Raw genomic sequence first — 26,817 nt, forward strand, 5'->3', positions numbered from 1 at the left:
GGGCGTGGACACGATGGAGGCGTCGAACCTGCCGGATCCGCTGGCTCAGCGCCTCAGGCAGCAACTCGACACATGGCGGCAGGATCTCCTCACACTGGATCGCCGGCAGCGGCTCGTTTACTTCAAGCACTCCAAGTCGGCGTCGCTCGAAATCGTCGAACCATCCGCGGCCGAGATCCTCACGCGCGTGAGTGGACGCCGCCAGCTGATTTCCCATCAGCCGCAGGACGGTGAGCAGTCCACTGCTCCCCCGGGTTCCCTGGTCGCTGCGGGCAAGACGGAGACCGAGCTGCGCAACGCATGCCGCCGGCTCGACCTACTCTCCCAGCAGGTGTACGCCGACAGAGGTTTCTGGACGCTGTACCTCGGTATCGGCATGCTTACTTGGGTCGACCCAGCGGACGGCAAGTCGGTCGACAGCCCCCTGCTGCTCTGCCCGGTCGAGGTAGCTCGCAGCGGCGCCCAGTCGCCTTACTTCGTCACGCGCAACGAGGACGAGGCCGTGGTCAATCCCGCCCTCCGGCTGCACATGGAGAAGGACTTCTCCGTGAAGCTGCCTCAGGCGGATCCGTTCGCTCCAGACGTCGACAAGCTGCTCGACGAGGTGCGGGTGGCCGTCAGCGGCTGGGACGGCTGGTCAGTCACCGCGCGCGTGGTCCTGACCACCTTCAGCTTCCACAAGGAGGCTATCTACCGAGACCTCTCGGACCACGAGGCAACGGTGTCCGCGCACCCGATCGTGCAGATGATCGCGCTCGGCCCGGACGCGCCATTCGCCTCCCGCTTCGCGTTCGAGTCGCCGGAGGACAGGGACCTCGACACGGTCTGGCCCCCCGAGCAGATGATGACGATCCTTGATGCGGACTCCAGCCAGCGTCGATGTGTCCTCGCTGCCCGCGACGGCAAGAGCTTCGTCATGGACGGACCTCCGGGCACCGGCAAGAGCCAGACCATCTCTAACATCATCGCCGAGCTGATGGCCGCGGGTCGGAGCGTCCTGTTCGTCAGTGAGAAGGCTGCGGCGCTCGACGTCGTGCGCGACCGACTGACCAGCAAGGGACTCGGCGACTTCGTGCTCGAGCTGCACAGCCATGCGGCGACGCGCAAGGAAGTGGTGGCGCAGCTCGACCGCGCGCTCACCCAGCGAGCCAAGGTGAAGGGCGATTTCAGCACTAGCCAGCGGGCTGGCCTGCAGAGCGCCCGTGAGGAGCTGTCTGCTTTTGCGGCCGCTATGAACGACGAGCGAGCGCCGCTGCGGCGCAGCATCTTCGACGTGCTCGGCCGCCTTATGGAGCTGCAGCACGTCGGCCACAAGCCGCTGGACAGGCCCGACGCTTGGCGAGACCTGTCACCGGGGAGGCTCGAGTCGATCCTGTCGGCTGGGCACCGGCTGCAGCGGGCGTGGCGCCCGATCAGTGAAGGAGACGACTTCCTGTGGCGAGGCCTGGCCGAGCACCAGCACGCCGCCAATGGCATCGACCGGATCAAGCGGGGCACCCAGCACCTCCTGAAGTCGACCGAGGAGCTGATCGACCGAGCGCGGGCCGTGGACGCGGACCTGCTGCTCACCTGGCCCATGGACATCGCCTCGATGCGCAGACGCGCGAGACTGTTGGAGCTCCTGAGCCAGTGGCCCGAGGCTGAGCAATCCTGGCTTGTCATGGCCGATCCGTCAGTTCTCCCTCGGCGCGTCGAGGAGCTGAAGCAGGCGGTCACCCTCTACGAGCGCTCCGTCGATGATCTGCGTGACGTCGTCGGGGAGGCATGGGACCGCTTGGATCCCGAGTTGGCACAGGGCTTCGACAGACTGGGTCGCGCCGAAGCCGGCGTGTGGGTGCCGGAGCGCTCCATGAGATCCGATGAGTTCGCGGACTCCGTCTCCTTCCTCGCAGAGGCACCGATGAAGCTGGCGCCTCTCGTCGAGGAAGCACGCCAACTAGGCGCCATGCTCGGGATCAGCACAGACGCGCTATCGCTCAGGCGCGCCATTGAGCTCGCCCACCTTGGTGCCTTGGGCGGGGCCGCGGCGATGCCGGAGCGCGGCTGGTTGAATCCGTCGGTCCAGTCTGCGCTCAATGAGTCGCACAAGGTTCTTGCCTCGCTCGTGGAGGTCGTCAACGAGCGTCGGGAAGCTGTCGAGCAGGTGTTCACTCCCGACGCGCTTGAGCTGGACCTGGCGATACTCAACACCCGGTTCAAGGAGGCCCATACGGGTCTGCGGCGATGGAGCAGCCAGGCCCGCGCGGACAAGAAGCTGCTCAAGGGTGTGACGGTCACGGGCAAGGTGGACAAGGGTGTGCTCGCCCGTCTGGACGAGGCTGTCGCGTGGCAGAAAGCGGAGAAGCGGCTGAACTCTGCCGAGAGCGAGCATGCTCCGAGGCTTGGCAGGTACTACCAGCGGACCGAGACGAACTTCTCCCGCGTCGCTCAGGCAATCGAAATCGCCCAGCGAGCGGTTGAACTGGCAGGCAATGACCTCAACGCCGGCCCGTTGGCGGAGCAGCTGAGCGTCGACGGCAGGCCCGACCCCCGGCTGACCATCGTCGCCGGTCGGCTCCAGCGCGGGTGCGAGGCCTGGCTGAAGGAGGCGCACGGAAAGCTCGGCGCCGCCCCGGCGGACTCGCTGGCAGCGAGGCCGTTCGTCGAGGCGGCCGAGCTCAGCGGTCAGGCGGCCGAATACCTTCATCCGCTTGTGGAAGCGTCCCGCTACGTCACCGACGTCGCAGGGCAGCCGTTGACGCTGGAGCGCGGGCAGCGGGCCCGTCACCTGGCGACCCTGGTAAGTAACGCGTCGGCGACCATCTACGACAGCTACGAGGAGGACCGGACGCTTCTCGGCAAGCGCTACGAAGGTCTGACGACCGCCTGGCGCGCCCTAGAGACAGCGGTTGCGTGGGCCAACGCGATCCGCCAGATCGTTCACACCCCGGTGTCGGAGGAGTCCGCCGCCCGCATGGCAGCGCCCGTCGTTCTGCCACAGGAGATGGTGGATCGACTGACCAAGTGGGGCAGGGCGCGGGACGACCTCACGGCCCACTTCGACGAGGCACGTGGCGCCGAGCTCGCAGCGGATCTGGAGTCGGACCTGCCAGGCGCTCACGAGCTTCTCCAAGAGATGGCTGACACGTGCGTCGCGGACGTCGAGGAGTGGGACGCCCACGGGGGTGCTGTGACCGAGCTGACCGCGGCAGGGCTCGGCGAAACGTTGGATTACCTGCGCGGGCGGGTCGCTGAGCGCTCGATCGTGGCTGAGACCGTCGAATGGGCAATGCTGCAGGCGTGGGTCGAGGCTCACGTCGCTGCCGACTCACGGCTTACCCGGCACCGGGCAACCGACCGGAACGCGCTGGTAGCCCGCTTTCGCGAGCTCGACGCCGAGATCGTCCGCAAGACGAACGTCAGCGTCGCTGCTGCCTGCAGCGCGCGTCGCCCCAGCTCGTTCGCGGGTACGTCGGCGCAACTCATCCGCAGAGAGGCGCAGAAGAAGACCCGCCACCTGCCGATTCGGGAACTGTTGAGCCGCACCGGCGAGATTGTCCAGGAGCTCAAGCCCTGCTTCATGATGAGTCCACTCTCGGTGTCGCAGTACCTGCCGGGCGAGATGACCTTCGACGCCGTGATCTTCGACGAGGCGTCCCAGGTTCTGCCATCAGACGCTGTCAATTGCATCTACCGTGGTGGTCAGCTGATCGTGGCAGGCGACGAAAAGCAGCTGCCACCGACAGCCTTCTTCACCCAGGCGGTCAGCGACGAAGAGGCCGACGACGAGGTCGACCTCTTCGAGTCCGTGCTCAAGCTATGCAAGAGCTCGATGCCGTCGTTGCCACTGTCGTGGCACTACCGGAGTCAGCACGAGTCGCTGATCACCTACTCCAACTACCGCTTCTACGCACCTGACGGCGACGCACTCCAGACATTCCCCGGCGCGACCTTCCAGTCACCGGACCTCGGCGTGGAGTCGTTCGTTGTCAACGGTGTCTACCGACGGGGCGGAGCCCGCGACAACCCGATCGAGGCAGAGGCGGTCGTGGACAGGATCCTGTTCCATCGGAGCCACCACCCGGGTCTCTCGATCGGGGTCGTCACGTTCTCGTCGGCGCAGGAGGAAGCGATCTCCGCCGCGCTCGAGAGGAGGGCAGCGAGTGAGAGAGCGCTCGCTGGTCTCCTCGACGACCACGACCGTCTGACGGGTTTCTTCGTCAAGAACCTCGAGAACGTTCAGGGGGACGAGCGAGACATCATCGTCTTCAGCATCGGGTACGGTCCGGACGAGCACGGCAAGTTCGCGATGAACTTCGGTCCGATCAACCGCGACGGCGGGTGGCGGCGTCTGAACGTCGCGATCACCCGCGCTAAAAAGCGTGTCGAGGTCGTGAGCTCCTTCCGGGCCGGTGACATGCGGGACACGGCATCCGCAGGATTGCGTCACCTACGTGGATACCTCGACTTTGCAGAACGGGGGATGCCGGCGCTCGGCATCGACCTCGATGGCAGCCAGGGCGACGCAGAAAGCCCGTTCGAGGAGGACGTCATGCGCGTCATCTCCTCCTGGGGCTACGACGTAGTGCCCCAGGTGGGAAGCGCCGGCTACCGGATCGACCTCGGGGTTCGGCACCCGGACCGGCCGGGGGAGTACGTCTTGGCGGTCGAGTGTGACGGCGCGGCGTATCACTCAGCAGCCACAGCCCGGGACCGAGACCGATTGCGTGCAAGTGTGCTTCGGGGCCTCGGTTGGAACATCTACCGGATCTGGGGTATCAGCTGGTATCGCGACAGGCAGGGGCAGTCCGCCCTCCTCAAACAGGCACTCGCGCAAGCGGTGGCAGGCAACGCCCCAACTTTGGACTCGCTGCCTCACGCGGTGGAAGAGCCGGTCGAGGTTCAGATGGACGAGATCGACCACACCGCGCCCCCGGAGTGGGCGGAGACATACGAGAGGGGACCCGAGCGCGCGCCCTACTGTGGCTTTCCCCTCGCCAGCGTTGAGGCCCGTCCACACCTCCAGACGTACATCGGCAGTGTGCTTGCGGCGGAGGCGCCGCTGCACACCGACCTCCTGTACAAGAGGGTTCGCGAAGCTTTCGGCGTCGGCCGAGTCGGGCATCAGATCAAGAAGAACATCGACTTCGTCGCGAGTCGACTAACTGTAGACGGAGAACACGTGCGGCTTTGGGGCGACGGATTCTTCAGGCTCAAGGGGCGAGAGACGCGGGTGCGTGTCCCCGCCAACGAGGACGACATCCGGACCGTCGGTCAGACACCAACGGAAGAGATGGACGCCGCGGTCTGTCGCGTCGTCAGAGATGCAGTGACCGTGGAGGAGAGTGGGCTCATCCTTGCGCTCCGTGCGCTCTTCGGCTGGCGTCGCGCGGGCAATGACATCCAAGCGGCCGTGAACGCATCCGTCGCGCGTTGCCTGGCTGCCGGAAAGCTCGAGAGAACCTCCCGCGGGGCACTGCGCGCTACGAGCTGATACCGACTGCGGTGTTGCCGCGGAGCGATCGCGATACGGCAGATTCCAACTACGATGTCAGCGCTGACCGAGTCGCGGCAACCGAGCTCGGCGGTGTGTCGTCTCCGGGTTGATGTCGCTGAGGCAGTTCGTGCTGTCATTGGTTCTCCTGGCCGGTTTCGTGGCATACGGTCCGCAGATCTCCACCGCCGTCGGCGGGATGCTCGCCGAGCAGCTCACGAAGGATCTGATTCCTCCGCCGACATGTCCGACATGTGATGAGAACTTGGCGGACGGGTCGAGGCGGGGTGCTGCCGAACGAGATCAACAGGCCGGACAGGCAGGCGAGACTAGGCCCGGCAAGTCTCAGGAAGAGCCGGCCGGGGGCGGAGTCGGGTCGACCGAACCCGGTGGGGCCTCACCCGACTGCTTACCTTGTCGGGATGCGGTCATTCCGATCACTCCACCGTGACGAGCTCCCGTGGCTCCTGCGCCTGCTCTTCGGCGACCTCGACCGAGTCGAGGGGAATGGTCGGGTACATCGGCGGCTCGTCGTCGGGGAAGAGTGCGGTGTTGCCGTAGATCCACTCGGTGAAGGTGTAGTCGTAGGTGTCGCGGGCACGCATGATCGCGTTGCGCTGCAGGCGCTGGATGCCGTCGAGGTGCCACAGCTCGCCCCAGACCCGGCCGGTGGTGAGCACCCGTCGGCAGTGCTCGGGCCGCACCGCGTTGTACGCCGACAGGGCAACGGCCCAGTCGAGGTCCGCGACGCCGGCCCCCGTAGCCAGCTGCCGCCCGACGTGCTCGGCGAGGACCCAGCCGTCCTCGATCGCCATGATCGCGCCCTGGGCCATGTACTGCAGGGGAGGGTGCGCGGCGTCGCCGAGCAGGGCGATCCGGCCGTGGACCCAGTTCATGATCGGGTCGCGGTCGAACATCCGCCACCACTTGTCGCGCCACATCAGCGGGAGCCCCTGCTGGACCTGCGAGCAGGTTCCCTCGAAGGCGGCGTCGAGCTCGTCCGGCGTACCCCAGTCGTCCTCGCCGGCCATCGCCTTGGGTGACTCGAAGACCGCGACCTGGTTGAACATCGCGCCGCCGCGCAGCGGGTACTGCACGAAGTGGCACTGCGGTCCGACGTACAGCACGACGTCGGTCTCGGAGATGTCGTTGTCGCGGACCTGCTCGATCGGCATGGCGCCGCGGTAGGCGACGTACGCGCTGTTGACCGGCTGGTCGTCGACGAGGAGCTTCCGGGCGACCGAGTGCAGCCCGTCGGCGGCGATGACGACGCCGGCCTCCTCGACGTGTCCGTCCTCGAAGGTGACCCGGGCGCCGCGGCCGCTGTTCTGGAAGTCGACGGCCACCTGGTCGGTGAGCAGCTCGACACCTGCCCGCCGGCAGGCGCGCAGGAAGATGCCGTGCAGGTCGCTGCGGTGGATGACCATGTAGGGGAAGCCGTACTTCTGCTCCAGGTCCTTCAGGTCCAGCCGGGTCAGCTCGCTGCTGTCGACGGCGTCCTTCATCACGATGCTCTCGGGCAGCACGCCGAGCTGCTTGGCCTCGTCGAGCAGGCCGTACTCGTGCAGGATCCGCGTGCAGTTCGGCGCGATCTGCATGCCCGCCCCGACCTCGCCGAACTCCTTGGCCCGCTCGAGGACGCGGACGTTCAACCCCTTGCGAGCAAGGGCGTACGCGGCGCTGAGGCCGCCGATGCCGCCGCCGACGACGATGACGTCGGGCTGTCCGGTGTGCTGGTTCTGCGTGTTCATGGGGTTCTCCTCAGGTCAGGTCAGGGATGCCCGGTCACAGCCAGGCGGGGAGCTCGGGGGCGGGGTCTGCGCCCGAGGTGCGGACGCCGTCGGCCGAGCGGCCGGCGAGGTACGCCGCGACCGCGGCGAGCGTGCCTTCGACGAGGACGGGCTCGCCCACACCGGCGACGTCCCACCGGCTCGGGGTGTCGGTCGCGGCGACGGCGAGGGCCGGCCCCGCCGACGGACCGCCCGCGGCGGCGCTGCGCTTCGCAGCGATGTCGTCGCACAGCGCCACCAGGAAGTCAGACGGGAGGTGCTCGAAGCTGACGCCGACCCCGAGGTCGACGGCGTGCACCATCACCTCACGCGCACGCATCCACGGCGTCTCGGAGGCCGGCACGGTGCGGCCCTGGGCGGTGACGACCTCGGCCTCCCACGCCTCCGAAGAGAGCGAGTCCATCGCGGTCGCGAGGGCCGAGGCGGAGCGCCCGAACCACGCGACGAGCTCCGACCCGGCCAGCCTGCTGCCGGACTCGATGTCGGCGTTGCGCTGCTCGGGGGAGGAGTACATCGGGGTGCGCTCACCGGTGGCCGCCCAGTGCACGAGGTTGCCGACCGCCTCGGCGTTGGCCGCCAGGTGGGCGAGGAGGTGCTTGCGGCTCCAGCCAGGGAGTCCGGACGGCGCAGCGAGATCCTCCTCGTCCCGGCCGATGAGTGCGTCGGCGACGAGCTTCGTGCCCTGGTCGACCCAGAGGCGCGCGTCGGGGAGGGTGCGGTTCATCGGGCCGCACCTTCCTTGACGACCAAGTTCTCGAGGCGGCCGATGCCGTCGATCTCGGCGACGACGGTCTCGCCACCCACGAGGTACCGCTCCGGCTTGCGAGCGTGGCCGACCCCGCCCGGCGTACCGGTGGCGATGACGTCGCCGGGGTTCAGCCGCACCATGGTGGAGACGTACTCGACCAGTGCGACCGGGTCGAACAGCAGGTCGCCGGTGGTGTCGGACTGCATCACCTCGCCGTCCACGAGCAGGCGTACGTCGAGGGTCGGCCGCACGCCGCCGGGCAGCTCGTCGGGCGTCACCAGGTAGGGGCCGACCGGCGTGGTCGAGTCCCAGTTCTTGCCCTGGAGCCACTCGCGGGTGCGGAACTGCCAGTCCCGAGCGGTGATGTCGTTGAGGACCGTGAAGCCGGCGATCGCCGCCTCGGCCTCGGCGGTCGACGCGCGGCGCACCTGCGTGCCGACCACCACGGCGAGCTCGACCTCCCAGTCGAAGGCGTCGGTCTCGTCGGGACGCGCGATGTCGTCGGTCGCGCCGATCAGGGTGTCGGCGAACTTCGAGAACAGCGTCGGGTACTCCGGCAGGTCGCGGCCCATCTCCTGGATGTGGTTCTTGTAGTTGAGGCCGACGCAGACCACCTTCGACGGGTGCGGGACCAGCGGCGCGAGGTCGACGCCGTCGGCCGGGTACGACGGGTCGGTGGCCGACTCGGCCTTCGTCTGCCAGTTGTCCTGAGCCAGCAGCTCACCGAGGTCGGCGTGGCCGAGGTCGACGAGCGTGTCCCCGTCGACGCGGACGGCGCGGGTGGTCCCGTCGATGCGGGCGGTTGCGAGCTTCATGAGAATCCTTCTCGGGTTGGGTCTGTCGTGGGGTGGTGGGGTTGCGGGAGGTGTCAGCGGGTGGTCTCGGAGCGGTGCAGCTGGAGCGCCTCGAAGACGGGGGAGTCGCTGAACCGGAACAGGTCCAGCGCGCCCGAGTCGGAGTCGGTCGAGCCTGCCTCGGAGCGGACGCTGAACGGCTGCCACGACGGCACGACGAACAGGTCGCCGCGGGTGACGGTCCACTGCTCCGAGCCGACCGTGACCGTGCCGGAGCCGTCGAAGACCTGGTAGACCGAGGCGCCGACCTCGCGGACCGGAGCGGTCTCGGCGCCACGGCGGACGCGGTGCATCTCCGCGCGGATGGTGGGGAGTACGTCGACCCCGGTGCGCGGGTCGTTGAACCGGACCGCGGCGTGGCCAGGCTCGACCGTCCCGGGGTACCCCTCGACCTCGAGCTCGAGCTGGTCGGTGAGGGCGCGGTCGGTGTGCTCCCAGCGGTAGGCGAGCAGCGGCGTGCCGGGGCCGGTCGCGGGGGCGCCGAGGGGACGCAGGCCCGGGTGGCCCCAGAGCCGCTCGGAGCGTGACCGGTCGGGGGTGATCCGCTCCTCGTCGCTGATCTCGTCGCGGCCGAACTCGAAGAACTGTGCCTCCGAGGCGTACTGGAAGGGGATATCCAGGCCGTCGATCCACGCCATCGGCGTGCTCGAGGCGTTGTGGTGCGCGTGCCAGTTCCACCCCGCCTGCGGCAGGAAGTCGCCGCGGCGCATCGGGACCGGGTCGCGGCCCACGACGGTCCACACGCCCTCGCCCTCGACGACGAAGCGGAAGGCGTGCTGGGTGTGTCGGTGCTCGGGTGCATCCTCACCGGGCATGAGGTACTGGATCGCCGCCCAGAGCGTCGGGGCCACGAACGGCCGCCCGCCCAGGGACGGGTTGGCCAGCGCGATCGCCCTGCGCTCACCGCCCCGGCCGACCGGGACGAGCTCGCCGGCGCGCTCGGCCAGGGGGAGCAGGTCGTTCCACCGCCACAGGTGCGGCTGCGCCTTCGACCGCGGGTGCGCCGGCATCAGGTCGCCGATCTCGGTCCACAGCGGCACCAGCAGCTCCTTCTCGAAGCCGCGGTAGAGCTCCTCGAGCGCCGGGGTCGGTGTCGGCTGGCCCGGCTCGTCGGCGGCGTGGAGCTGGACGGGGGAGGGGTTCGGCGTGGTGGTCATGGTCGTCTCCGTTCGTTGGCTGGTGGGTCTGGTCAGGGGTAGGTGTCAGTGGGCGAGCTCGCCGACGACGACCTTGGTGGTGGCCGGCTTGGTGGCGAGGTAGGTGACGAGCAGGACCGCGGCGGCGAGGCCTGCTGCTCCGGCGAAGAGCAGGAAGCTCGAGCCGACCCCGAGGCCCGCCGCGAGCAGCCACCCGGCGACCTGGGGAGCGGCCACGGCGCCGAGGCGGCCCGCCCCGAGCGCGAACCCGAGCGACGTACCCCGCAGCTTCGGCGGGTAGTGGGACGCGACGGCGGCGATGATCAGGCACTGGGTGCCGTGTGTGCCGACACCGGCCAGGATGAGCGCGGCGTAGATGGCGGTGGCCGAGCTCGGGTAGGTCAGCAGGAACGACAGCCCGACGGCGGCGGCCGCTGCCGCGCCGATGGCGCTGCGCAACGGACCGACCCTGATCGCCGCGTAGGCGGTCACCGCGGAGCCGGCGACGGCGCCGATGTTGAGCGCGAGGAGGAAGGTCAACGGGTTGCTGCCGAGGTCGAACCGGACGTCGCTGGCCATCAGCTTGGGGAGCCAGGTGCCGAGGCCGTACCAGGCGAAGAGGGTGGCGATCGAGGCGAGCGCGAACAGCGAGGTGGCGAGCGCGAAGCGCGGCTTGAACAGGGTGCGGATGCTCGGGTGGTGGTGCTCGGTCGAGTGCGTGGTGGCATGCCCGACGCCGTACTGCTGCTCGACCGCCTCGGCCTCCTCGACGCGGCCGTGGGCGCGGAGCCAGGTCGGCGACTCCGGCAGCAGGGCGACGGCGAGGACGAGCAGGAGGACGCCGCTGAAGGCGAAGAGGTACATGAACTGCCAGCCCAGGTTCGGGATCACCGGGATCGCCAGGAGCGCCGCGATGGAACCGCCGATCGGGACGCCCGACATCATGATCGTCGAGACACCGGAGCGGAGCCGGGGCGTCACGAACTCGGCGGTGAGGGCGTTGGCCGACGGGACCAGCCCGCCGAGGCCGACTCCGGCGACGAACCGGAGGATGCCGAAGGTCTCCGGGTTGGGGGCGAGCCCGCTCAGCCCGGTGAACACGGTGAACCAGGCGACCGACCCGAGGATCGTCCGGCGGCGGCCGAGCCGGTCGGCCAGGTTGCCGGCGCCGAGTGCGCCCACCAGCATGCCGGCGAACGCGAGGCTCCCGATCGTGCCGGCGCTCGCGGGGGTGAGGTTCCACCCGGGCTCCTCGAGCAGGGACGGGATGGTGGTGCCGTAGACGATGAGGTCGTAGCCGTCGAAGACGACGATCAGCCAGCAGAGCGCGATCACCAGCCAGGCCGGGCGGGTGCCGGCCAGGCGAGGTGTGACGGGGGTTACAGCGGTCTCGGTCATGCATTCGATGGTGAGACGCCGACCACATGGAAGAACAGTAGATTCTGGATAGCAGAATCCTGCGTTAGAGTGGTCTGGTGGAGAGAGAGCTCAAGCAGCGCCCGCCGTACGCCATCGCCAGCGTGGACCACGCCCTGCGGATCGCCACGATGCTGCAGCTCGAGGGCGAGCTGACCGTCGCGGAGGTCGCCGAGCGGCTCGGTGTCGCCAGGTCGACCGCGCACCGGCTCCTGGCGATGTTGGTCTACCGGGACTTCGCGGTGCAGGACGCGAGTCGGACCTACCGCGCCGGCCCGGTCCTCGAGCTGGCCGCGCACTCGCGGTCGGAGACCTCACGGCTGCGCACGCTGGCGCTGCCGCACCTCGAGGAGCTCGTGGAGGTGGTCGGTGAGTCGGCCAACCTGATGATCAGGACCGGCGACACCGCGCGGTTCATCGCCTCGGTCGAGTGCCAGCAGGCGCTGCGTGTCGGCAACCGTGAGGGGATGGTCTTCCCTGCGCACCGGGTGACCGGCGGGCTGGTCACGCTCGCGGAGCTGAGCAAGGAGCAGGTCGAGGCGGTCTACGCGCCCGAGCGGTACGTCGAACGTCCCGATGAGCGTCCGGACCTGGCCAGGCTGCACCGCGACCTGGAGAAGATCCGCACCAACGGGTTCGCGCTGAACGAAGGCCGCTCCGAGCGCGGGGTGGTCGCCGTGGGGAAGGCGGTGCGCGGGGCCGAGGGCCAGGCGCTCGCCGGACTGTCCATCTCCATGCCGAGCGTGCGCTACGACCCGCACCAGCTCAGGTCACACGTCGCTGCGCTCGGCTTCGCGACGCGGGCCATCGAGAACGGTCTGCGGTAGGCCGACGTCAGTCGCAGAAGTCGCAGACTCTCCGACCGGCCCGCGCAGGTCCCCGACCGGCGGAAACGTACCGAGCCGTCGGGGTGATGAGCCGAATGAGTCTTGCCGCGGGACGGAACAGGGCGGTTTAGTGGCCTTCTCGTCTAGTCGGAGGTCGCCATGGCTCAGATCCGTCGTACGTCGAGCGGGCACCACCGGCTCGCCGCCCTGGCGGGCACCGCCGCGTTGCTCCTCGCCGCGGCTTGCGGCGGCGAGACAGGCGAGGAGCCCTCCGGGGGAGGCGGCGGAGGTGGCGGCGAGGAGCTGCCCCTGATCTACGGCGTCTTCGCCACCCCGCTCGAGGAGCCGTGGGACGGCGCCATCCACTCCGCGCTCCAGAGCGCCGTGGAGGACGGCCAGATCGAGTACAAGCACATCGACAACGTGAGCACCTCCGACGCGATGGAGCGCACGCTCCGCGACATCGCGACCAACGAGCAGCCTGACGCCATCATGGGGGACGCGTTCGCCGCGGAGGAGGCGGTGCGCAAGGCCGCCGCGGAGTTCCCCGACATCCCCTTCGCGTTCGGCTCGGGCGAGAAGCCGGTCGACCCGAACATGAGCGTGTTCGACAACTGGCTCCAGGACCCGGCGTACCTCGCCGGGATGCTGTGCGGCGGGCTCACCAAGAGCAACATCATCGGTGTCGTGGGCGCCATGCCGATCCCCGAGGTCAACCGGATCGTCAACGCGTTCGTGCTGGGCGTGAAGGAGACCAACCCCGACGCCACGGTGAAGGTCTCGTTCATCAACACCTTCTTCGACCCGGCCGCAGCGAAGCAGGCAGCGCAGGCTCAGATCTCCGCCGGCGCGGACGTGCTCTTCGCCGAGCGGGACGGCGTCATCTCCGCGGCCGAGGAGGCGAACCTCCCGGTGGTCGGCATGATGGTCGACCAGAAGGAGGAGGCGCCGAAGAACGTCGTCACCTCTCTGCTCTGGAACGTCCGCCCGACCGTCGACGCCGTCACCGAGCAGGCGACCGGGAAGCCGGCGTCCGAGGACCTCGGCACGTACTCCTTCATGAAGGAGGGCGGGAGCGACATCGCCCCGATCAACACCGACATCGTCGGCGGTGTCCCCGACGACCTGGTGAGGCAGGTGGAGGACAAGAAGCAGGAGATCCTGGACGGCTCGTTCACCACACCGGTCGACGAGTCCGCCCCGAAGGGCTCGATCGACGTCTCGCAGCAGTGACCCCCACCCGCCCGCTGCTGGAGCTGAGCGGCATCACGAAGCGGTTCGGTGACCTCGTCGCGAATGACGCGGTGAGTCTCTCGGTCGCATCCGGCGAGGTGGTCGCGATGCTCGGCGAGAACGGCGCGGGCAAGTCGACGCTGATGAAGATCGTGTACGGCCTGGTCCGTCCCGACGGCGGCACGATCACCATGGACGGGCGGCCGCTGGACATCTCCTCGCCGCGCGACGCCATGGCGGCGGGCATCGGGATGGTGACCCAGGAGTTCTCCCTCGTGGAGACCATGACCGTCACCGAGAACGTCGCGCTCTCGTCGGTCGGGCTGGGCCGGGTCGACGTACGCGCCGCCCGTCAGCGTGTCGTCGACGCCATGGACCGCGTCGGCGTGCAGATCGAACCCGAGCGGCTCATCTCCACGCTGTCCATCGGCGAGCGGCAGCGGGTCGAGATCGTGAAGGCGCTGTTCCACGAGTGCCGGGTGCTGATCCTCGACGAGCCCACGGCGGTGCTGACGCCCCAGGACGTGCGGGCGCTGTTCGAGACGGTGCAGCGGCTGCGGCGTACCGGGCTCGGCGTGCTGTTCGTCTCCCACAAGCTGCGCGAGGTCGCCGAGATCTCCGACCGCGTCGTCGTGCTCCGGCGTGGCAGCCTGGTGGGGGAGCGGGCGACCGCCGAGGTGACCACGCACGAGCTGGCGTCGCTCATGATGGGCGGCACCGCGCCAGAGGAGGACGTCGCCTCGGCCGTGGGCCTGCCTGTGGCTGAGGTTCCGGAGGAGGCGCCGGTCGCGCCCCGAGAAGGCGCGGGTACGGCGGAGCGTCGGCCCGTGCTGATCCTGACCGACGTGACCCTCGAACGTCCCGGCCGACCGGCTCTCGACCACCTCACCTTCGAGGTCAGGCCCGGGGAGATCGTCGGCCTCGCGGGGATCAGCGGCAACGGGCAGACGGAGCTGATGAACGTCCTGGGTGGGGTGGAGCTGCCCACGAGCGGTCGCGTCGAGGTGGACGGCGCCGCCGTGACGCGGCTCGATGTCCGAGGGCGCCTCGACGCCGGCCTCGGACGGCTCACCGAGGACCGGCGCGGCAGCGTGGTCCCGCAGCTGAGTGTGGAGCACAACCTGGTGCTCGAGGACCTGCCCTCGTTCACGCGCCGCGGCATGCTCGACAAGGCGGCGATCCGGGCGCATGCGGAGGAGGTGATCCGGCGGTTCGACATCCGGGCCACGCCGACCGACCCCGTGTCCAGCCTCTCGGGCGGCAACATGCAGAAGGTGCTCCTGGCGCGGGCACTCTCGCGCCGGCCGAAGGTGCTCGTCGCGGCGCAGCCGACCCGGGGCCTGGACGTCGGCGCGTACCGCTACGTCCACGAGCAGCTCCACGAGCTGCGCGACACGGGGGCCGGGGTGCTGGTCATCTCCGAGGACCTGGACGAGCTGCGCAGCCTGTGCGACCGGATCCTCGTCCTGTTCCGGGGCGCCATCACCGGCGGTCTGCCCGTGGCCGAGGCGACCAGCGAGCGCCTCGGCGCAATGATGACGGGGGAGTCGGTGGAGGTATGAGGCTCGTCCGTCGAGGCCACGAGCCGGCGTGGTTGCCGGTCGCCGCGGTCGCCGTCGCGGTCCTGGTCACGGTGGCGCTGAGTGCGATCCCGATCCGGCTGGCCGGGGCGAACCCGCGGGCGGCGTTCGAGCGGTACCTCCTCGTCCCGCTGAGCTCGACCCTCGGGCTGTACGAGGTGATGCTGACCGCGACACCGTTGCTGTTCACGGGCATCGCGGTGGCGATCGCGTTTCGGGCGGGCTACTGGAACATCGGTGCCGAGGGGCAGTTCCTCATGGGTGCTGTCGGCACCACCGCGGTGGCGCTCAACGCACCCGACCTCCCGTCGTGGGCCGCGTTGCCGCTGGGGTTCGTCGCCGGTGGGCTCGGCGGGCTGGCCTGGGCCTGGCTGCCCGCCTGGCTGAAGCGGCGTGGGGCCATCGACGAGGTCGTCACGACCCTGCTGCTCAACCCGGTCGCCCTGCTCGTCGTCCAGGGGCTTCTGAACGGACCGTGGCGCAACAGCGAGACCGGCTTCACCGACTCCGACCGCTTCGGGGCCGGCTACGACCTGCCGCCTCTCATCTCGGGCAGCCGCGTGCACTGGGGGTTCGGCGTGGCCGTGGTGATCGTCGTCATCACCTGGTTCGTGTTCACCAAGACCGCTGTGGGGATGCAGATCCGGGCGTCAGGGCAGGCGCCCGACGCGGCGAAGTTCAGCGGGATCCCCGTCGCGAGGCTGCGTTTTCGCTCCGCTCTGGTGTCGGGTGCGGTGGCCGGCGCCGGAGGGGCGTCGCAAGTCATGGGCGTGCAGCACCAGCTGACGCAGGGCATCTCCAACAACTACGGCTACACCGGCATCATCGTCGCGACGCTGGCCGCGCTCAGCCCCGTGGGCGTCGTGCTGGTCGCCGTACTCCTGGCCGACATCGCGGTGGGAGCGGAGAACGTGTCGCTCGTCCTCCAGGTGCCAACGCAGCTCGGTGCGATCTTCGCGGCACTGCTGCTGCTCACGGTGCTCTCCGCCATGGAGCTGCGGCACTACCGGCTCGCCCGATCGGGTCGGCGAAGACATGGAGCGACGCCGGTGTCCGCGGAGGAGGCATCATGAGCATCAACGTCCTTGCGCTGCTCAGCGCCATGCTGACCATCGCGACGCCGCTGGTGTGGGCGGGCATCGGCGAGCTGATCGTCGAGAAGACCGGGGTCCTCAACCTCGGCATCGAGGGCACGATGTACCTCGGGGCGTTCATCGGCTTCCTGGTCGCGCTGCGCAGCGGCTCGCCGTGGCTCGGGCTCATCGCCGCGATCGGCGGAGGCGTGGTCGCAGGGCTCCTGATGGGGCTGCTCACCGTGACGCTGGGCCTGAACCAACACGTGTCCGGGCTCGGCGTGACGCTTCTGTTGATCGCGGCCTGCGAGTTCGCGTTCCGCCTGCTCTACACCGGGGCTCGTCCGACCCTCGAGGACAAGTTCCAGGTGCTGCTCCCCGACGTGCCGGTGCTCGACCAGCACTGGCTGACCTACGTCGCCTTCCTGGTGCTCGCGCCGGCTGCCTGGTGGGTGCTGCGCGCCACGGGCATGGGGTACCGGCTCCAGGCGGTGGGGGAGAACTTCGAGGCCGCCGACGTGGCGGGGATCTCCGTGACGGCGACCCGCTACGTCGCGCTCATGGTGGGCGGGGCACTGATGGCGATCGGCGGCGCGTTCCTCACGCTCGCGGTGCTCGGCAACTTCACCCTCGACATCATCAACGGGCGCGGGTGGGTCTGCATCGCGCTCGTCATCTTCGCCAAGTGGCGGGTGTGGCCGGTCGTGCTCGGCGCCCTGATCTTCGCCGGGACGGATGCGCTGCAGCTGCAGCTGGCGATCACGAAGACCTTCAGCGACATCCCGCGCGAGCTCATGCTCGCCCTGCCGTACCTCGCGGTGATCGCGGCCCTCGCCGTGTGGGGTCGCAAGGTGCACTACCCGGCGTCGTACCTGCAGGCGTATCGGCGCGGCTGACGCCACCCGACGATCTGATGCCACCGACCAAGGAGAGAACCGATGACAGACGAAGAGCTCCTCACCCTCGCGATCGCCGAGGCCAGGGTGGGCCTGGCCGAAGGCGGCATCCCCATCGGCGCCGCGCTCGCCCAGGGAGACCGGCTCCTCGGCGTCGGCCACAACCGCCGCGTCCAGATGGGCAGCGCCATCCGGCACGGCGAGACCGACTGCCTGGAGAACGTCGGGCGGCTCCCCGCGACGGTCTACAGCGAGTCGACGATGGCGACCACGCTGTCACCGTGCGACATGTGCACCGGCGCGATCTTGCTGTACGGCATCCCGCGGGTCGTCGTGGGGGAGAACAAGACGTTCTACGGCGGGGAGGACTACCTGCGCTCTCGCGGTGTCGAGGTGGTCGTGCTCGACAGCCAGGAGTGCGTGTCGATGATGGAACAGTTCATCGCCCAGAACTCCGAGCTCTGGAACGAGGACATCGGTGAGTCGACCTGACCCACCACATCACTCCGCCGGACCACGGTCTCGTGGCGAGCGCGAACCGGCCCGGCCGGGGTCACTCCTTCGGCTTGACGCGCGCGAGTGCGGCGGCGAGGACGGCGACGCGGCCCTCGGGTGCCAGGTCGGCCAGCTCTCTCGGCTCGGCGGGAAGCCCGAGCTTCTCGGCCGACTTCAAGGCACGGTCGTCGAAGTACGGCCACACCTCCGGCCACACGTCCTGCACCTCGCGGCAGAAGATCCGGGCTCCGGTCGGGCCGATGCGGGGGAACGACGCGATCACCCTCGCCAGGTCGTCGGCGGCGTTCTCGCCCTGGGGCCGGATCCGGCGCAGATCGCCGCCGTACTCGTCGAGCACCATCCTCGACAGCTCCTCGAGCTTGGTCGCCGTGCTCTCGTCGTAGCGTCGGTAGCTGCCGCGGCCCAGCGCCTCGACCCGCTGCCGCCACGTCGAGTCGAGCATCTTCTGCGGGGTGCGCCAGCCGGCGCGGAACAGCTCCCGCGCGGCCTTCACGGCGATGTCGGCGGAGATCCGGGTCGAGGACAGCATGGTCAGCACCAGCAGCTCGAAAAGCGGGGACGGCTTGTCCGCGAGCTCGATCCCGGCGGCCTCGGCGTACGTCGTGCCGTGCTCCCGCAGGAGCTCGTCGACCACGGACTGACGCGACATGCCGCGGCGTACCCGGGGAGCACGGCGGACAAACGGCGGGAGCGCCAGCACTTGTGGCTAGGATCGCCTGCCCGCACGTCGCCCGAGTGCTCGTGCGACCGGTACGACTGACGTCGCGGCCCAGGCCTGGGGGCGGCACGAGGCCGGGTAGGGGACCGGCGGCCACACCTCGTCGGCCCGGTGGCCGCCGAACAGCTCGGGCAGCCGGTAGTCGAACCCCTCGGCCGCGGTCAGGAGGCCCTCGGCGACCTGGGCTGCCTCTTCGGTGAACCCGTCCCGAAGCATCCCGTCGATGACGATGCCGGTGTCGTGCGACCACACCGAGCCGGCGTGGTACCGCAGCGGCCAGTAGGCGCCGTTGGTGGTCGAGAGCGTGCGGATGCCGTAGCCCGAGAACATCGTCGGGTCGAGCAGGCGCTCCACCACGATCCGCTGCTCCTCGGGGTCGAGGATGCCGGTGCCGAGCAGGTGCCCGATGTTCGAGCTCACCCCGTCGACGGGTCGCTTCTTGGCGTCGAGTGCGAGGGCGGGGTAGCGGCCCTGCTGGTCCAAGCACCAGAACGCCGTGCGGAACCGCTCCTTCAGCGCTGCGGCCCAGGAGCGCCATGCGTCGCCGCCGGAGCGGCCGAAGGCGTCGAGCAGCGCCGCGCCGTTCAGTGCCGCCTCGTAGGCGTAGGCCTGCACCTCGCACAGCGCGATCGGACCCTCGGCGATCGTGCCGTCGTGCCAGCGGATCGAGTCTCCGGAGTCCTTCCAGCCCTGGTTGGCCAGGCCGTGGCCGGTGGTGTCGAGGTACTCCAGGAAGCCGTCGCCGTCGGAGTCGCCGTACTCCCCGAGCCAGGTCAACGCCGCCTCGAGGTTGTCGAGGAGCGCGGTGACGTCGGCGTCGGGCATGCCGGCTCGCCAGGTGTCGTGGAGCAGGTTGATCCACAGCGGCGTCGCGTCGATGGTGCCGTAGTAGACCGGCGGCAGATGGAAGCCTTCGGAGTCGTGGGCGACATCGGTACGCCGCACCTCATGGAGGATCTTGCCGGGCTGCTCCGCCGTCTCCTCGTCGACCTTCGTCCCCTGCCGTGCCGCGAGCGCGCGCAGCGTTCCCTCGGCGAGGGACCGGTCCACCGGCAGCAGCATCCGGGCCGCGATGAGCGAGTCGCGGCCGAACATCGTGTAGAACCACGGCGCGCCGGCGGCCAGGAACACCGCGTCCCGAAGCGAGCGGTCGGCGATGCGCAGACTGTTGAGGTCCGAGAAGGCCCGGTCTGCCAGCCGCTGGAGCCGCTGGTCGGAGGTGTCGACCTTCGGCGTCGGAACCGGCGGCGCCGGCGTGCCGAGGATGGGCGCGGCCGCGTCGTCCGCACGCAGCGACCAGCCCACGGTGACCTCGGCGCCGGGGGAGAGGTTCACCTGCCACCGAACGGCGACCTCAGAGCCGAACACGTCCGCCTCGCCCTCGTCGACGGTCACCTCGGCGGTGGTGTCGTCGTCGCGCCACGACCACCGGAAGCCGCCGGGCTGCGGCCGGTCCCGTGCGCTGCGACCGGACTTGATCTGCTCCATCGACGTCCGGTCCAGGCCGAGCACGAGCTCGAGGTCGAGGTCGACCTGCTCGCGCAGCGCCGAGCCGATCCGGAGCTCCTCGGACACGCCGTCGACCGAGGCGCGCCGGGTGCGGTGGATGGTGAGCAGGGGATCGGGCACCTCGGCCGGCGCGGTCACGACGTACACGAACCTGACCTCGGTCGCGGAGCGCATTTGCGTCGAGACGTGCCGCAGCTCGTGCTCGGCGACGGTGAGGCGGGCGTCGGAGACGATCCGCTCGTCGCCGCAGTAGATCCCCTCGGCGCCGTCACCCATCGCGCCGTCCGGTTGCGACCAGGCCTGGACCGGGGCGTGGAAGACACCGGTCAGATGGGCGAGGTACGGCTGGGTGAGGGTCATGCAGCGCCTCCTGGAGCGGATGGATCGACGGTCGGTTCGTACATCGCTACATCACGTCTGCGAGACGACCTCTTGACAGGGGCGACTGCGTGAAACCACGATGCCGGTAGCGCGTTGAACGTTCAAAATCTGATTTGTATGGCTTTTGAACGTTCATCGTACGCACGTCAGCACCACTGATCGCCACTGCTCGGGGCGGCGATCTCGGGTTGGAAGGGGGATGCGGACGATGGCAGGCAAGCCCACCCTCGTCTCCCTCGCGCGCGAGCTCGGCGTGTCCCGCCAGACCATCTCCAACGCGCTCAACGCGCCGCACCGGGTCAACGTCCGCACCCTCGAGCGCGTCCTCCCGGCGATCGAGGAGTCCGGCTACCGCCCGCACGTCGCCGGCCGCCAGCTGCGCACCCGCCGCTCCCGCAACCTCGCGATGCGGCTCTTCGCATCGGCCGACGGCATCAACGGCGCGATCCTCGACCGGTTCCTGCACGCGCTCACCGAGGCCGCCCAGCGCGACGGCTACCGGCTCACCCTGTTCACCGCCCCGGACGACGAGGGCGAGGTCGCCGCGATCGACGAGCTGCTCTCCACCGCCGACATCGACGGCTTCGTGCTCACCAGCACCCACCACGACGACGCGCGCACCGCCTGGCTGCTCGAGCACGACGTACCCTTCGTCGCCTTTGGCCGGCCGTGGAGCAGCGAGGACCCGTTCGAGGCCCCGCATCCGTGGGTGGACGTGGACGGCGGATCCGGTACGTCGGACGCGACCGTCCACCTGCTCGAACGCGGCCACCGCCGAATCGGGTTCCTCGGCTGGCCGGCCGGGTCCGGCGTCGGCGACGACCGCCGCGGGGGGTGGCAACGCGCCCTAGACGCCGCCGGGGTCGATCCGGCGACCGACGAGCTCTCCCTCGGCGTCGAGGACAGCGTGGCCGAGGGTGCCCGGGGAGCCCGCGACCTGTTCGCCCGCGGCGCCACCGCGCTGGTCTGCGCGAGCGACTCGCTGGCGATCGGCGCCGTCGCCGCCTGGCGCCAGGGGACACCCGACGCGAGCGCGGAGGTGCCGGTGATCGGCTTCGACGACACCCCGGTCGCCGCCGCCCTCGGCCTCTCCAGCGTCCGCCAGCCGATCGAGCAGGTCGCCGAGCAGACAGTCACCCTGCTGCTGAAGCGGTTCACCGGAGGCGCCGGCGGCACCGCGGCTCCCGAGCACGTGCTGCTGCCGGCGTCGCTGGTCCTGCGCACGCCCGATCCCCACCTCCTAGGCCTGCCGCCACCGGGACCGGGGCACCCCCGCCCATGACCCCGGGAGTCAGGCCATCCACCAGTCCACGCAATAGCAGCAATGAAGGAGTCAGTAGATGAACCCTCACGGGGACACGATCCGTCGGACACGCAGGGGGCGCCGGCTCGCGCTCATGTCGGTCGGAGCCGCGGCGACCATGATGCTCGCCGCATGCGGCGGCGGATCCGGCTTCGAGGACCAGGGAGCCGCCGCCGAGCAGAAGAGCGACGCCCCGATCTCCGTGCTCATCGGCTCCTCCGGGGACGCCGAGACGAAGGCCGTCGAGGACTCGGTGAAGTCATGGTCGGACGAGTCCGGCGTCAAGGCCGAGGTGCAGGTGGCCTCGGACCTCAACCAGCAACTTGCGCAGGGGTTCGCCGGTGGCGAGCCGCCGGACGTGTTCTACCTGTCGACCGACTCGCTGGCGTCGTACGCCTCGAACGGCTCGCTCGAGCCCTACGCGGCCGACCTGGAGAACGCCGACGCGTTCTTCCCGTCGCTGCGTGAGGCGTTCACCTACGACGACGAGTTCTGGTGCGCGCCCAAGGACTTCTCCACGCTCGCGCTGGTAATCAACACCAAGCTGTGGGACCAGGCCGGTCTCACCGACGCAGACATCCCCACCGACTGGGACGGGCTGCGCGCGGCGGCCGAGAAGCTGACCAAGGGCAAGCAGGTCGGCCTGGTGTTCGGTCCTGAGTACCAGCGGATCGGCACGTTCTTCGAGCAGAACGGCGGCGGGCTGACCAACGACGAGGGCACCGAGGCCACCGTGAACAGCCCGGAGAACGTCGAGGCGCTCACCTTCGTGAAGGACATGATGAAGGACGGCGTCGCGGCGTACTCCTCCGACGTCGGCGCCGGCTGGGGCGGTGAGGCGTTCGGCAAGGAGCTCGGCGCGATGACGATCGAGGGCAACTGGATCGAAGGCGCGATGAAGAACGACTTCCCCGGCGTCGACTACAAGGTCGTCAAGCTGCCCGCCGGTCCCGCCGGCGAAGCCACCCTGCAGTACACCAACTGCTGGGGCGTCGCCGCCCAGAGCGACAACATCGACGGCGCGAAGTCCCTGGTCGAGCACCTGACCACGCCCGAGCAGCAGATGGCGTTCGCCGAGGCGTTCGGCGTGATGCCGTCCGTCGAGGAGGTCGCCGACGAGTGGAGGGCGAAGTACCCGGACCTCGCGGCGTTCATCGACGGTGCGGACACCGCGGCGAACCTGCCCACGCAGGAGGGTGCGGCCGACGTCATCTCCGAGATGAACGCGCAGCTCGCCACGCTGAAGGACAAGGAGCCGCAGCAGATCCTCGACAGCGTCCAGAAGAACATGGAAGCGGTCGTCTCCCAGTAGTCGGTTCCCGTCCGGTGGTCCCCGCTCTCCGCGGCGGGGACCACCGCTGACCCAGGAGTGGCAGATGGCATCACCAGGCAAGGTCCGGGCCCGTGGAGGGTTGGGCAGCAACAAGGCACGGCAGGCGTTCGCCGGGTGGATCTTCATCGCTCCGGTGGTCGTGCTGCTCGGCCTCTTCCTGTTCGTGCCGGTGTTGATGGCCGCCTGGGTGAGCGTCTCGGACTGGACCGGCCGCGGCAGCCCGTTCTCCTCCGACGTCGGGTTCGTGGGGGCGGAGAACTACTCGCGGATCCTGTTCGGCGGCGGGCTGGACACGCAGGACTTCGGAACGGCGATCCGCAACAACTTCTACTACGTGCTGCTGGTCGTGCCGCTGCAGACGGCCCTGTCGCTCTTCCTCGCGGTGCTGGTCAGCAAGCGGATCCTGCGCGGTCGGGGGTTCTTCCGGACCGCTTTCTACTTCCCGTCGGTGACCAGCTCGGTCGCCATCACCGTGCTCTGGCTGTTCCTGTTCAACGCGACGGGAGTGATCAACAAGATCCTCTCGTGGGTGAGCATCGACGGGCCCAACTGGTTCGCCGACCCGCGCGGCGTGCTCCACATCGTCTTCGGCGTGCTCGGCGTGGACACCGCGCCCTCGGCGTTGGCGGGCAGTGAGTTCCTGGGGATCTCGTGGTGGGAGTGGCTCGCCGGACCCTCGGTCGCGATGAGCGCCTTCATCATGATGGCCATCTTCACGACGTCGGGCACGTTCATGCTGCTCTTCATCGCGGCGCTCCAGAACATCGGTCCGGAGATCCACGAGGCGGCGATGATCGACCAGGCCAACGCCTGGCAGCGCTTCTGGCACGTCACCCTGCCGATGCTGCGGCCAACGTTGTTCACCGTGCTCACGCTGGGTCTGATCGGCACGTGGCAGGTCTTCGACCAGATCTACACCGGGACGCGGGGAGGGCCGGCGAAGACGACGCTGACCCCGGCGTACCTCTCCTTCAACGCCGCCTTCAACCAGCAGGACTGGGGCGAGGGCGCCGCCATCGCGTTCCTGCTCTTCGCGATCATCGTGTTCTTCACGCTCGTGCAGCGCTGGGTGCTGCGGGACAGGGACAAGGTGTCGACTCGCGGCCGCAGGGCCCGTGCGGTGGCCGTGGAGGGGGAGCGATGAGTACGACGATGCGCGAGGCCACCCGACCCGACGCGGCCGTCGCCACGTCGACCGCCCCGGGTCGACGCTCCCGCTTCGTGGCGAGCGGCGGACCGACGTACCTGCTGCTCGTCGTCCTGGCGCTGATCTACATCCTGCCGTTCCTGATCCAGATCTCGACGTCGTTCAAGACCGAGCCCGAGGCCGCGGTGAACCCGATCGGGCTGATCCCGGAGAACTGGACGACGGCGGCATACGAGCGGTTGTTCCGCTTCTCCGACTATGTGCAGTGGGGGACGAACTCGATCATCGTGACGACGGTCGTCACCGCCGGGCGGGTGTTCTTCGACTCGCTGGCCGGCTACGCGTTGGCGCGGATCCCGTTCCGGGGACGCGGCGTCGTCTTCGCGCTGCTGATCGCGGTGATGGCGGTGCCGGGCGTCGTACTGCTGATCCCGAAGTTCTTGGTGATCAACCAGCTCGGCATCTACGACTCCTACACGGGCATGATCGTGCCGCTGCTCGCGGACGCGGCCGGGGTGTTCATCATGAAGAACTTCTTCGAGTCGATCCCGGTCAGCGTCGAGGAGCAGGCCCGCATCGACGGCGCCGGCACCTTCCGCATCTTCTGGTCGATCGTGCTGCCGATGGCGGCGCCGGCGGTGATGACGATCGTCATCCTGTCGTTCCAGGGGTCGTGGAACGAGCTGAACCACTTCATCGTCGCGACCCAGGACCCCGACCTGACCGTGCTCACCAAGGGGGTGGCACAGCTGGCGTCCGGACAGCTCAGCCAGGGCACGCAGTACCCGCTCAAGCTTGCGGCGGCCGTGCTGATGACGATCCCGGTCGCGGTGGTGTTCTTCGTGTTCCAGAAGCGGATCATGAACGCGAGCGCGGGGGCGTTGAAGGAGTAGCTTCACCGTCCGTTGCCCGTGCGTCGCCGCCGGCGCTCGATGTCGCGCGGAAACTGGCCGGAAATCGTCCCCAGAAAACGGGGGCGGGTGCATCTGCACCGTTCGAACGTCCGTTCTGCGGCGTTGACTCTGCGCTCCTAGCGTGGAGGCATGACCACGGTGATCGCACCTCCGCCGCCCGTCGGGCAACCACCCGCTGGGCCGCCCCCGGCCGGGCACGCGGTGGTGCGGTTCGCCGCCTCGCTCTCGGGCGCGTTGGACCGGCTCGCGCAGGTCCCGACCTGGTCGATGACGCCGGCGGAGCAGCGGGAGGCGCTGGTGGAGCTGCGCCGGCAGCGCGCGCGGCTCGAGGAGCTGGAGCTGCGGGTGCTGGTGCAGGCCGACCGGGACAACATCGGTGCGGACTCCGGCGCGGTCAGCACCCCTGCGTGGCTGGCGCATGCGACCAGGACCACCGGGGCGAGCTGTCACCGCGACCTGCACCTCGCGAGGAAGCTCGACGACCGGTTCACCGCGACGCGGGCGGCACTGGCGTCCGGGATCATCGACGCCAAGAAGGCGGGCATCATCACCGCCGCGGTCGAGTCCCTGACCACGGAGTACGACGACCTGCCGCCCGGAACGCATGAGGTCGCCGAGGCACACATGATCGAGCTGGCGACCCGCTTCGACGCTCCCACCCTGAGGCAGATGGGCAAGCGGCTCTTCGAGGTCGTGTGTCCAGAGGCAGCCGACGCTGCCGAGGGCAGGAAACTGGAGAAAGAAGAGGTCAAGGCCCGTGCGCTCGCGCACTTCTCGGTCCGCGACCACGGCGACGGCACCAGCGAGGGAAGGTTCAGGCTGCCCACGCTGCACGCACAGCTGCTGAAGAAGGCGTTGGAGTCGCTCACCAGTCCGCGCCGGGTCGGCGACGGGCGCCTCGACCCGGCCACCGGGAAGACGCTCCCGCACGGCACCGTGCTCGGCCACGGCCTCATGGAGCTGCTCGAGGACCACCTGAGCGACATGCCGAGCGTGAACGGGTCGCCGTTCACGCTCGTGGTCACGATCGGGATCGACGCGCTGATGTCGGGAATCGGCGTGGCCGCCCTGGACACGGGGCACCGGATCTCGGCCGGCGAGGCGCGTCGGCTCGCCTGCAAGTCCGGCATCATCCCGATGGTGCTCGGGGCCGACTCGGCCGCGCTGGACGTCGGCCGCGAGCAGCGGCTGTTCGACCGCTACCAGAAGATCGCGATCAACCATCGCTACCACGGCTGCGCCGCACACAACTGCGACAGGCCGCAGGCGTGGATGGAGTACCACCACGAGGACCCCTGGCACCTCGGCGGCAGCACCGACGCCAAGAAGGGCATCTCGTTCTGCCCGCCGCACCACCACATGGCCGACCACCCCGAGTCCTGGGACATGATCCGTCACCCCGACGGCTCGGTACGGTTCCGCCGACGCCAATAGGCCGGCGGCGGGCTCTGAGAAATGCCTGGCAGACTCGGCGTCGTGGAGCTCACCGAGACCGACCTGACCCACCTGCGACGGTGCATCGAGCTGGCCCGCGAGGCGCTCGAGGACGGCGACGAGCCGTTCGGATCCGTGCTGGTCGACGTGACCGGCGCCGTCCGCTTCGAGGACCGCAACCGGGTCAAAGGTGGCGACGAGACCCGACACCCCGAGTTCGCGATCGCGCGCTGGTCGGCCGACCACCTGACGCCCGAAGAGCGCCGCGATGCCACGGTGTACACGTCGGGCGAGCACTGTCCCATGTGTGCTGCGGCGCACGGCTGGATGGGCCTCGGGCGCATCGTGTACGTCGCGTCGTCCGCGCAGCTGGCGTCGTGGCTGGAGGAATGGGGGGTGCCGGCCGGCCCGGTAGCGACCCTGCCCATCACGGACCTCGTGCCCGGCGCCGTCGTGCAGGGTCCGGTGGACGAACTGGTCGAGGAGATCAAGGAGCTGCAGCGTCAGCGGTTCGCGCGTCGGTGAGCCTGCGCGTG

At 69.4% G+C, this 26,817-nt stretch carries 20 protein-coding genes; 13 read left to right on the forward strand and 7 right to left on the reverse strand.

Annotation, left to right across the window (positions count from 1 at the left end):
* The first annotated feature begins 13 nt into the window (after positions 1 to 13).
* Positions 14 to 5,473, forward strand: a complete 5,460-nt coding sequence (locus tag K1X13_RS14130; protein ID WP_225915235.1) for a DUF3320 domain-containing protein — start codon at positions 14 to 16, stop codon at positions 5,471 to 5,473.
* Positions 5,474 to 5,910: 437 nt separating this feature from the next.
* Here K1X13_RS14130 and K1X13_RS14135 read toward each other — a convergent pair whose 3' ends face one another.
* The 5 genes from K1X13_RS14135 to K1X13_RS14155 are packed head-to-tail and all read right to left on the reverse strand — an operon-like array spanning position 5,911 to position 11,399.
* The gene (locus K1X13_RS14135) at positions 5,911 to 7,224 is read right to left on the reverse strand and encodes an FAD-dependent oxidoreductase (RefSeq protein WP_221025658.1); all 1,314 of its coding nucleotides are present in this window, start codon (positions 7,222 to 7,224) and stop codon (positions 5,911 to 5,913) included.
* A 34-nt stretch (positions 7,225 to 7,258) separates the two neighbouring features.
* A complete protein-coding gene (locus K1X13_RS14140; RefSeq protein WP_221025659.1) occupies positions 7,259 to 7,987 on the reverse strand; it encodes a maleylpyruvate isomerase family mycothiol-dependent enzyme in 729 nt (242 codons plus the stop codon).
* Positions 7,984 to 8,826 carry a fumarylacetoacetate hydrolase family protein gene (locus K1X13_RS14145; RefSeq protein WP_221025660.1) on the reverse strand — a complete coding sequence of 281 codons (843 nt, stop codon included), beginning with the start codon at positions 8,824 to 8,826 and terminating at the stop codon, positions 7,984 to 7,986. Before K1X13_RS14145 ends, K1X13_RS14140 begins: the two co-directional genes overlap by 4 nt.
* 53 nt (positions 8,827 to 8,879) lie before the next feature.
* Positions 8,880 to 10,022, reverse strand: coding sequence for a cupin domain-containing protein (locus tag K1X13_RS14150; RefSeq protein ID WP_221025661.1), 1,143 nt, complete (start codon positions 10,020 to 10,022; stop codon positions 8,880 to 8,882).
* Positions 10,023 to 10,067: 45 nt separating this feature from the next.
* Positions 10,068 to 11,399, reverse strand: a complete 1,332-nt coding sequence (locus K1X13_RS14155) for an MFS transporter (RefSeq protein WP_221025662.1) — start codon at positions 11,397 to 11,399, stop codon at positions 10,068 to 10,070.
* A gap of 77 nt (positions 11,400 to 11,476) precedes the next feature.
* Between K1X13_RS14155 and K1X13_RS14160 the strand changes: the two genes are divergently transcribed.
* The 6 genes from K1X13_RS14160 to K1X13_RS14185 all read left to right on the forward strand — a co-directional run bounded on the left by K1X13_RS14160 (position 11,477) and on the right by K1X13_RS14185 (position 17,518).
* Entirely contained in the window at positions 11,477 to 12,244 is a 768-nt protein-coding gene (locus K1X13_RS14160) for an IclR family transcriptional regulator (RefSeq protein WP_221025663.1), read from the forward strand.
* Between the two features lie 159 nt (positions 12,245 to 12,403).
* Positions 12,404 to 13,477, forward strand: a complete 1,074-nt coding sequence (locus tag K1X13_RS14165; protein WP_221025664.1) for a BMP family protein — start codon at positions 12,404 to 12,406, stop codon at positions 13,475 to 13,477.
* The gene (locus K1X13_RS14170) at positions 13,474 to 15,039 is read left to right on the forward strand and encodes an ABC transporter ATP-binding protein (RefSeq protein WP_221025665.1); all 1,566 of its coding nucleotides are present in this window, start codon (positions 13,474 to 13,476) and stop codon (positions 15,037 to 15,039) included. Before K1X13_RS14165 ends, K1X13_RS14170 begins: the two co-directional genes overlap by 4 nt.
* Positions 15,036 to 16,130: an ABC transporter permease gene (locus K1X13_RS14175; protein WP_221025666.1), complete on the forward strand. Its 1,095-nt coding sequence runs from the start codon at positions 15,036 to 15,038 to the stop codon at positions 16,128 to 16,130. Before K1X13_RS14170 ends, K1X13_RS14175 begins: the two co-directional genes overlap by 4 nt.
* The gene (locus tag K1X13_RS14180; protein WP_221025667.1) at positions 16,127 to 17,026 is read left to right on the forward strand and encodes an ABC transporter permease; all 900 of its coding nucleotides are present in this window, start codon (positions 16,127 to 16,129) and stop codon (positions 17,024 to 17,026) included. Before K1X13_RS14175 ends, K1X13_RS14180 begins: the two co-directional genes overlap by 4 nt.
* Positions 17,027 to 17,068: 42 nt before the next feature.
* Positions 17,069 to 17,518, forward strand: coding sequence for a nucleoside deaminase (locus K1X13_RS14185; RefSeq protein ID WP_221025668.1), 450 nt, complete (start codon positions 17,069 to 17,071; stop codon positions 17,516 to 17,518).
* 61 nt (positions 17,519 to 17,579) lie between these two features.
* Here the strand turns inward: K1X13_RS14185 and K1X13_RS14190 are convergent, their stop codons facing one another.
* Both K1X13_RS14190 and K1X13_RS14195 read right to left on the reverse strand, forming a co-directional pair.
* Positions 17,580 to 18,176 carry an endonuclease gene (locus tag K1X13_RS14190; protein ID WP_221025669.1) on the reverse strand — a complete coding sequence of 199 codons (597 nt, stop codon included), beginning with the start codon at positions 18,174 to 18,176 and terminating at the stop codon, positions 17,580 to 17,582.
* Between the two features lie 72 nt (positions 18,177 to 18,248).
* Positions 18,249 to 20,129, reverse strand: coding sequence for an amylo-alpha-1,6-glucosidase (locus K1X13_RS14195; RefSeq protein WP_221025670.1), 1,881 nt, complete (start codon positions 20,127 to 20,129; stop codon positions 18,249 to 18,251).
* A 229-nt stretch (positions 20,130 to 20,358) separates the two neighbouring features.
* On the opposite strand from K1X13_RS14195, the gene K1X13_RS14200 reads away from it, so the two are divergent.
* From K1X13_RS14200 to K1X13_RS14225, 6 genes are all read left to right on the forward strand, one after another.
* Entirely contained in the window at positions 20,359 to 21,432 is a 1,074-nt protein-coding gene (locus K1X13_RS14200; protein ID WP_221025671.1) for a LacI family DNA-binding transcriptional regulator, read from the forward strand.
* Between the two features lie 58 nt (positions 21,433 to 21,490).
* Complete coding sequence (locus K1X13_RS14205; RefSeq protein ID WP_221025672.1) at positions 21,491 to 22,765, forward strand: sugar ABC transporter substrate-binding protein; 1,275 nt, start codon at positions 21,491 to 21,493, stop codon at positions 22,763 to 22,765.
* 64 nt (positions 22,766 to 22,829) lie between these two features.
* Positions 22,830 to 23,930: a carbohydrate ABC transporter permease gene (locus tag K1X13_RS14210; protein ID WP_221025673.1), complete on the forward strand. Its 1,101-nt coding sequence runs from the start codon at positions 22,830 to 22,832 to the stop codon at positions 23,928 to 23,930.
* On the forward strand, positions 23,927 to 24,826 hold the full coding sequence (locus K1X13_RS14215; RefSeq protein WP_221025674.1) for a carbohydrate ABC transporter permease: 900 nt from the start codon (positions 23,927 to 23,929) through the stop codon (positions 24,824 to 24,826). Before K1X13_RS14210 ends, K1X13_RS14215 begins: the two co-directional genes overlap by 4 nt.
* Before the next feature lie 150 nt (positions 24,827 to 24,976).
* Positions 24,977 to 26,281: an HNH endonuclease signature motif containing protein gene (locus K1X13_RS14220; protein ID WP_221025675.1), complete on the forward strand. Its 1,305-nt coding sequence runs from the start codon at positions 24,977 to 24,979 to the stop codon at positions 26,279 to 26,281.
* Positions 26,282 to 26,323: 42 nt separating this feature from the next.
* On the forward strand, positions 26,324 to 26,806 hold the full coding sequence (locus K1X13_RS14225) for a nucleoside deaminase (protein WP_308249560.1): 483 nt from the start codon (positions 26,324 to 26,326) through the stop codon (positions 26,804 to 26,806).
* The last annotated feature ends 11 nt before the right edge of the window (positions 26,807 to 26,817 follow it).

Source organism: Nocardioides jiangsuensis (genome assembly GCF_019679455.1).
GTDB classification, from domain to species: Bacteria; Actinomycetota; Actinomycetes; order Propionibacteriales; family Nocardioidaceae; genus Nocardioides_C; species Nocardioides_C jiangsuensis.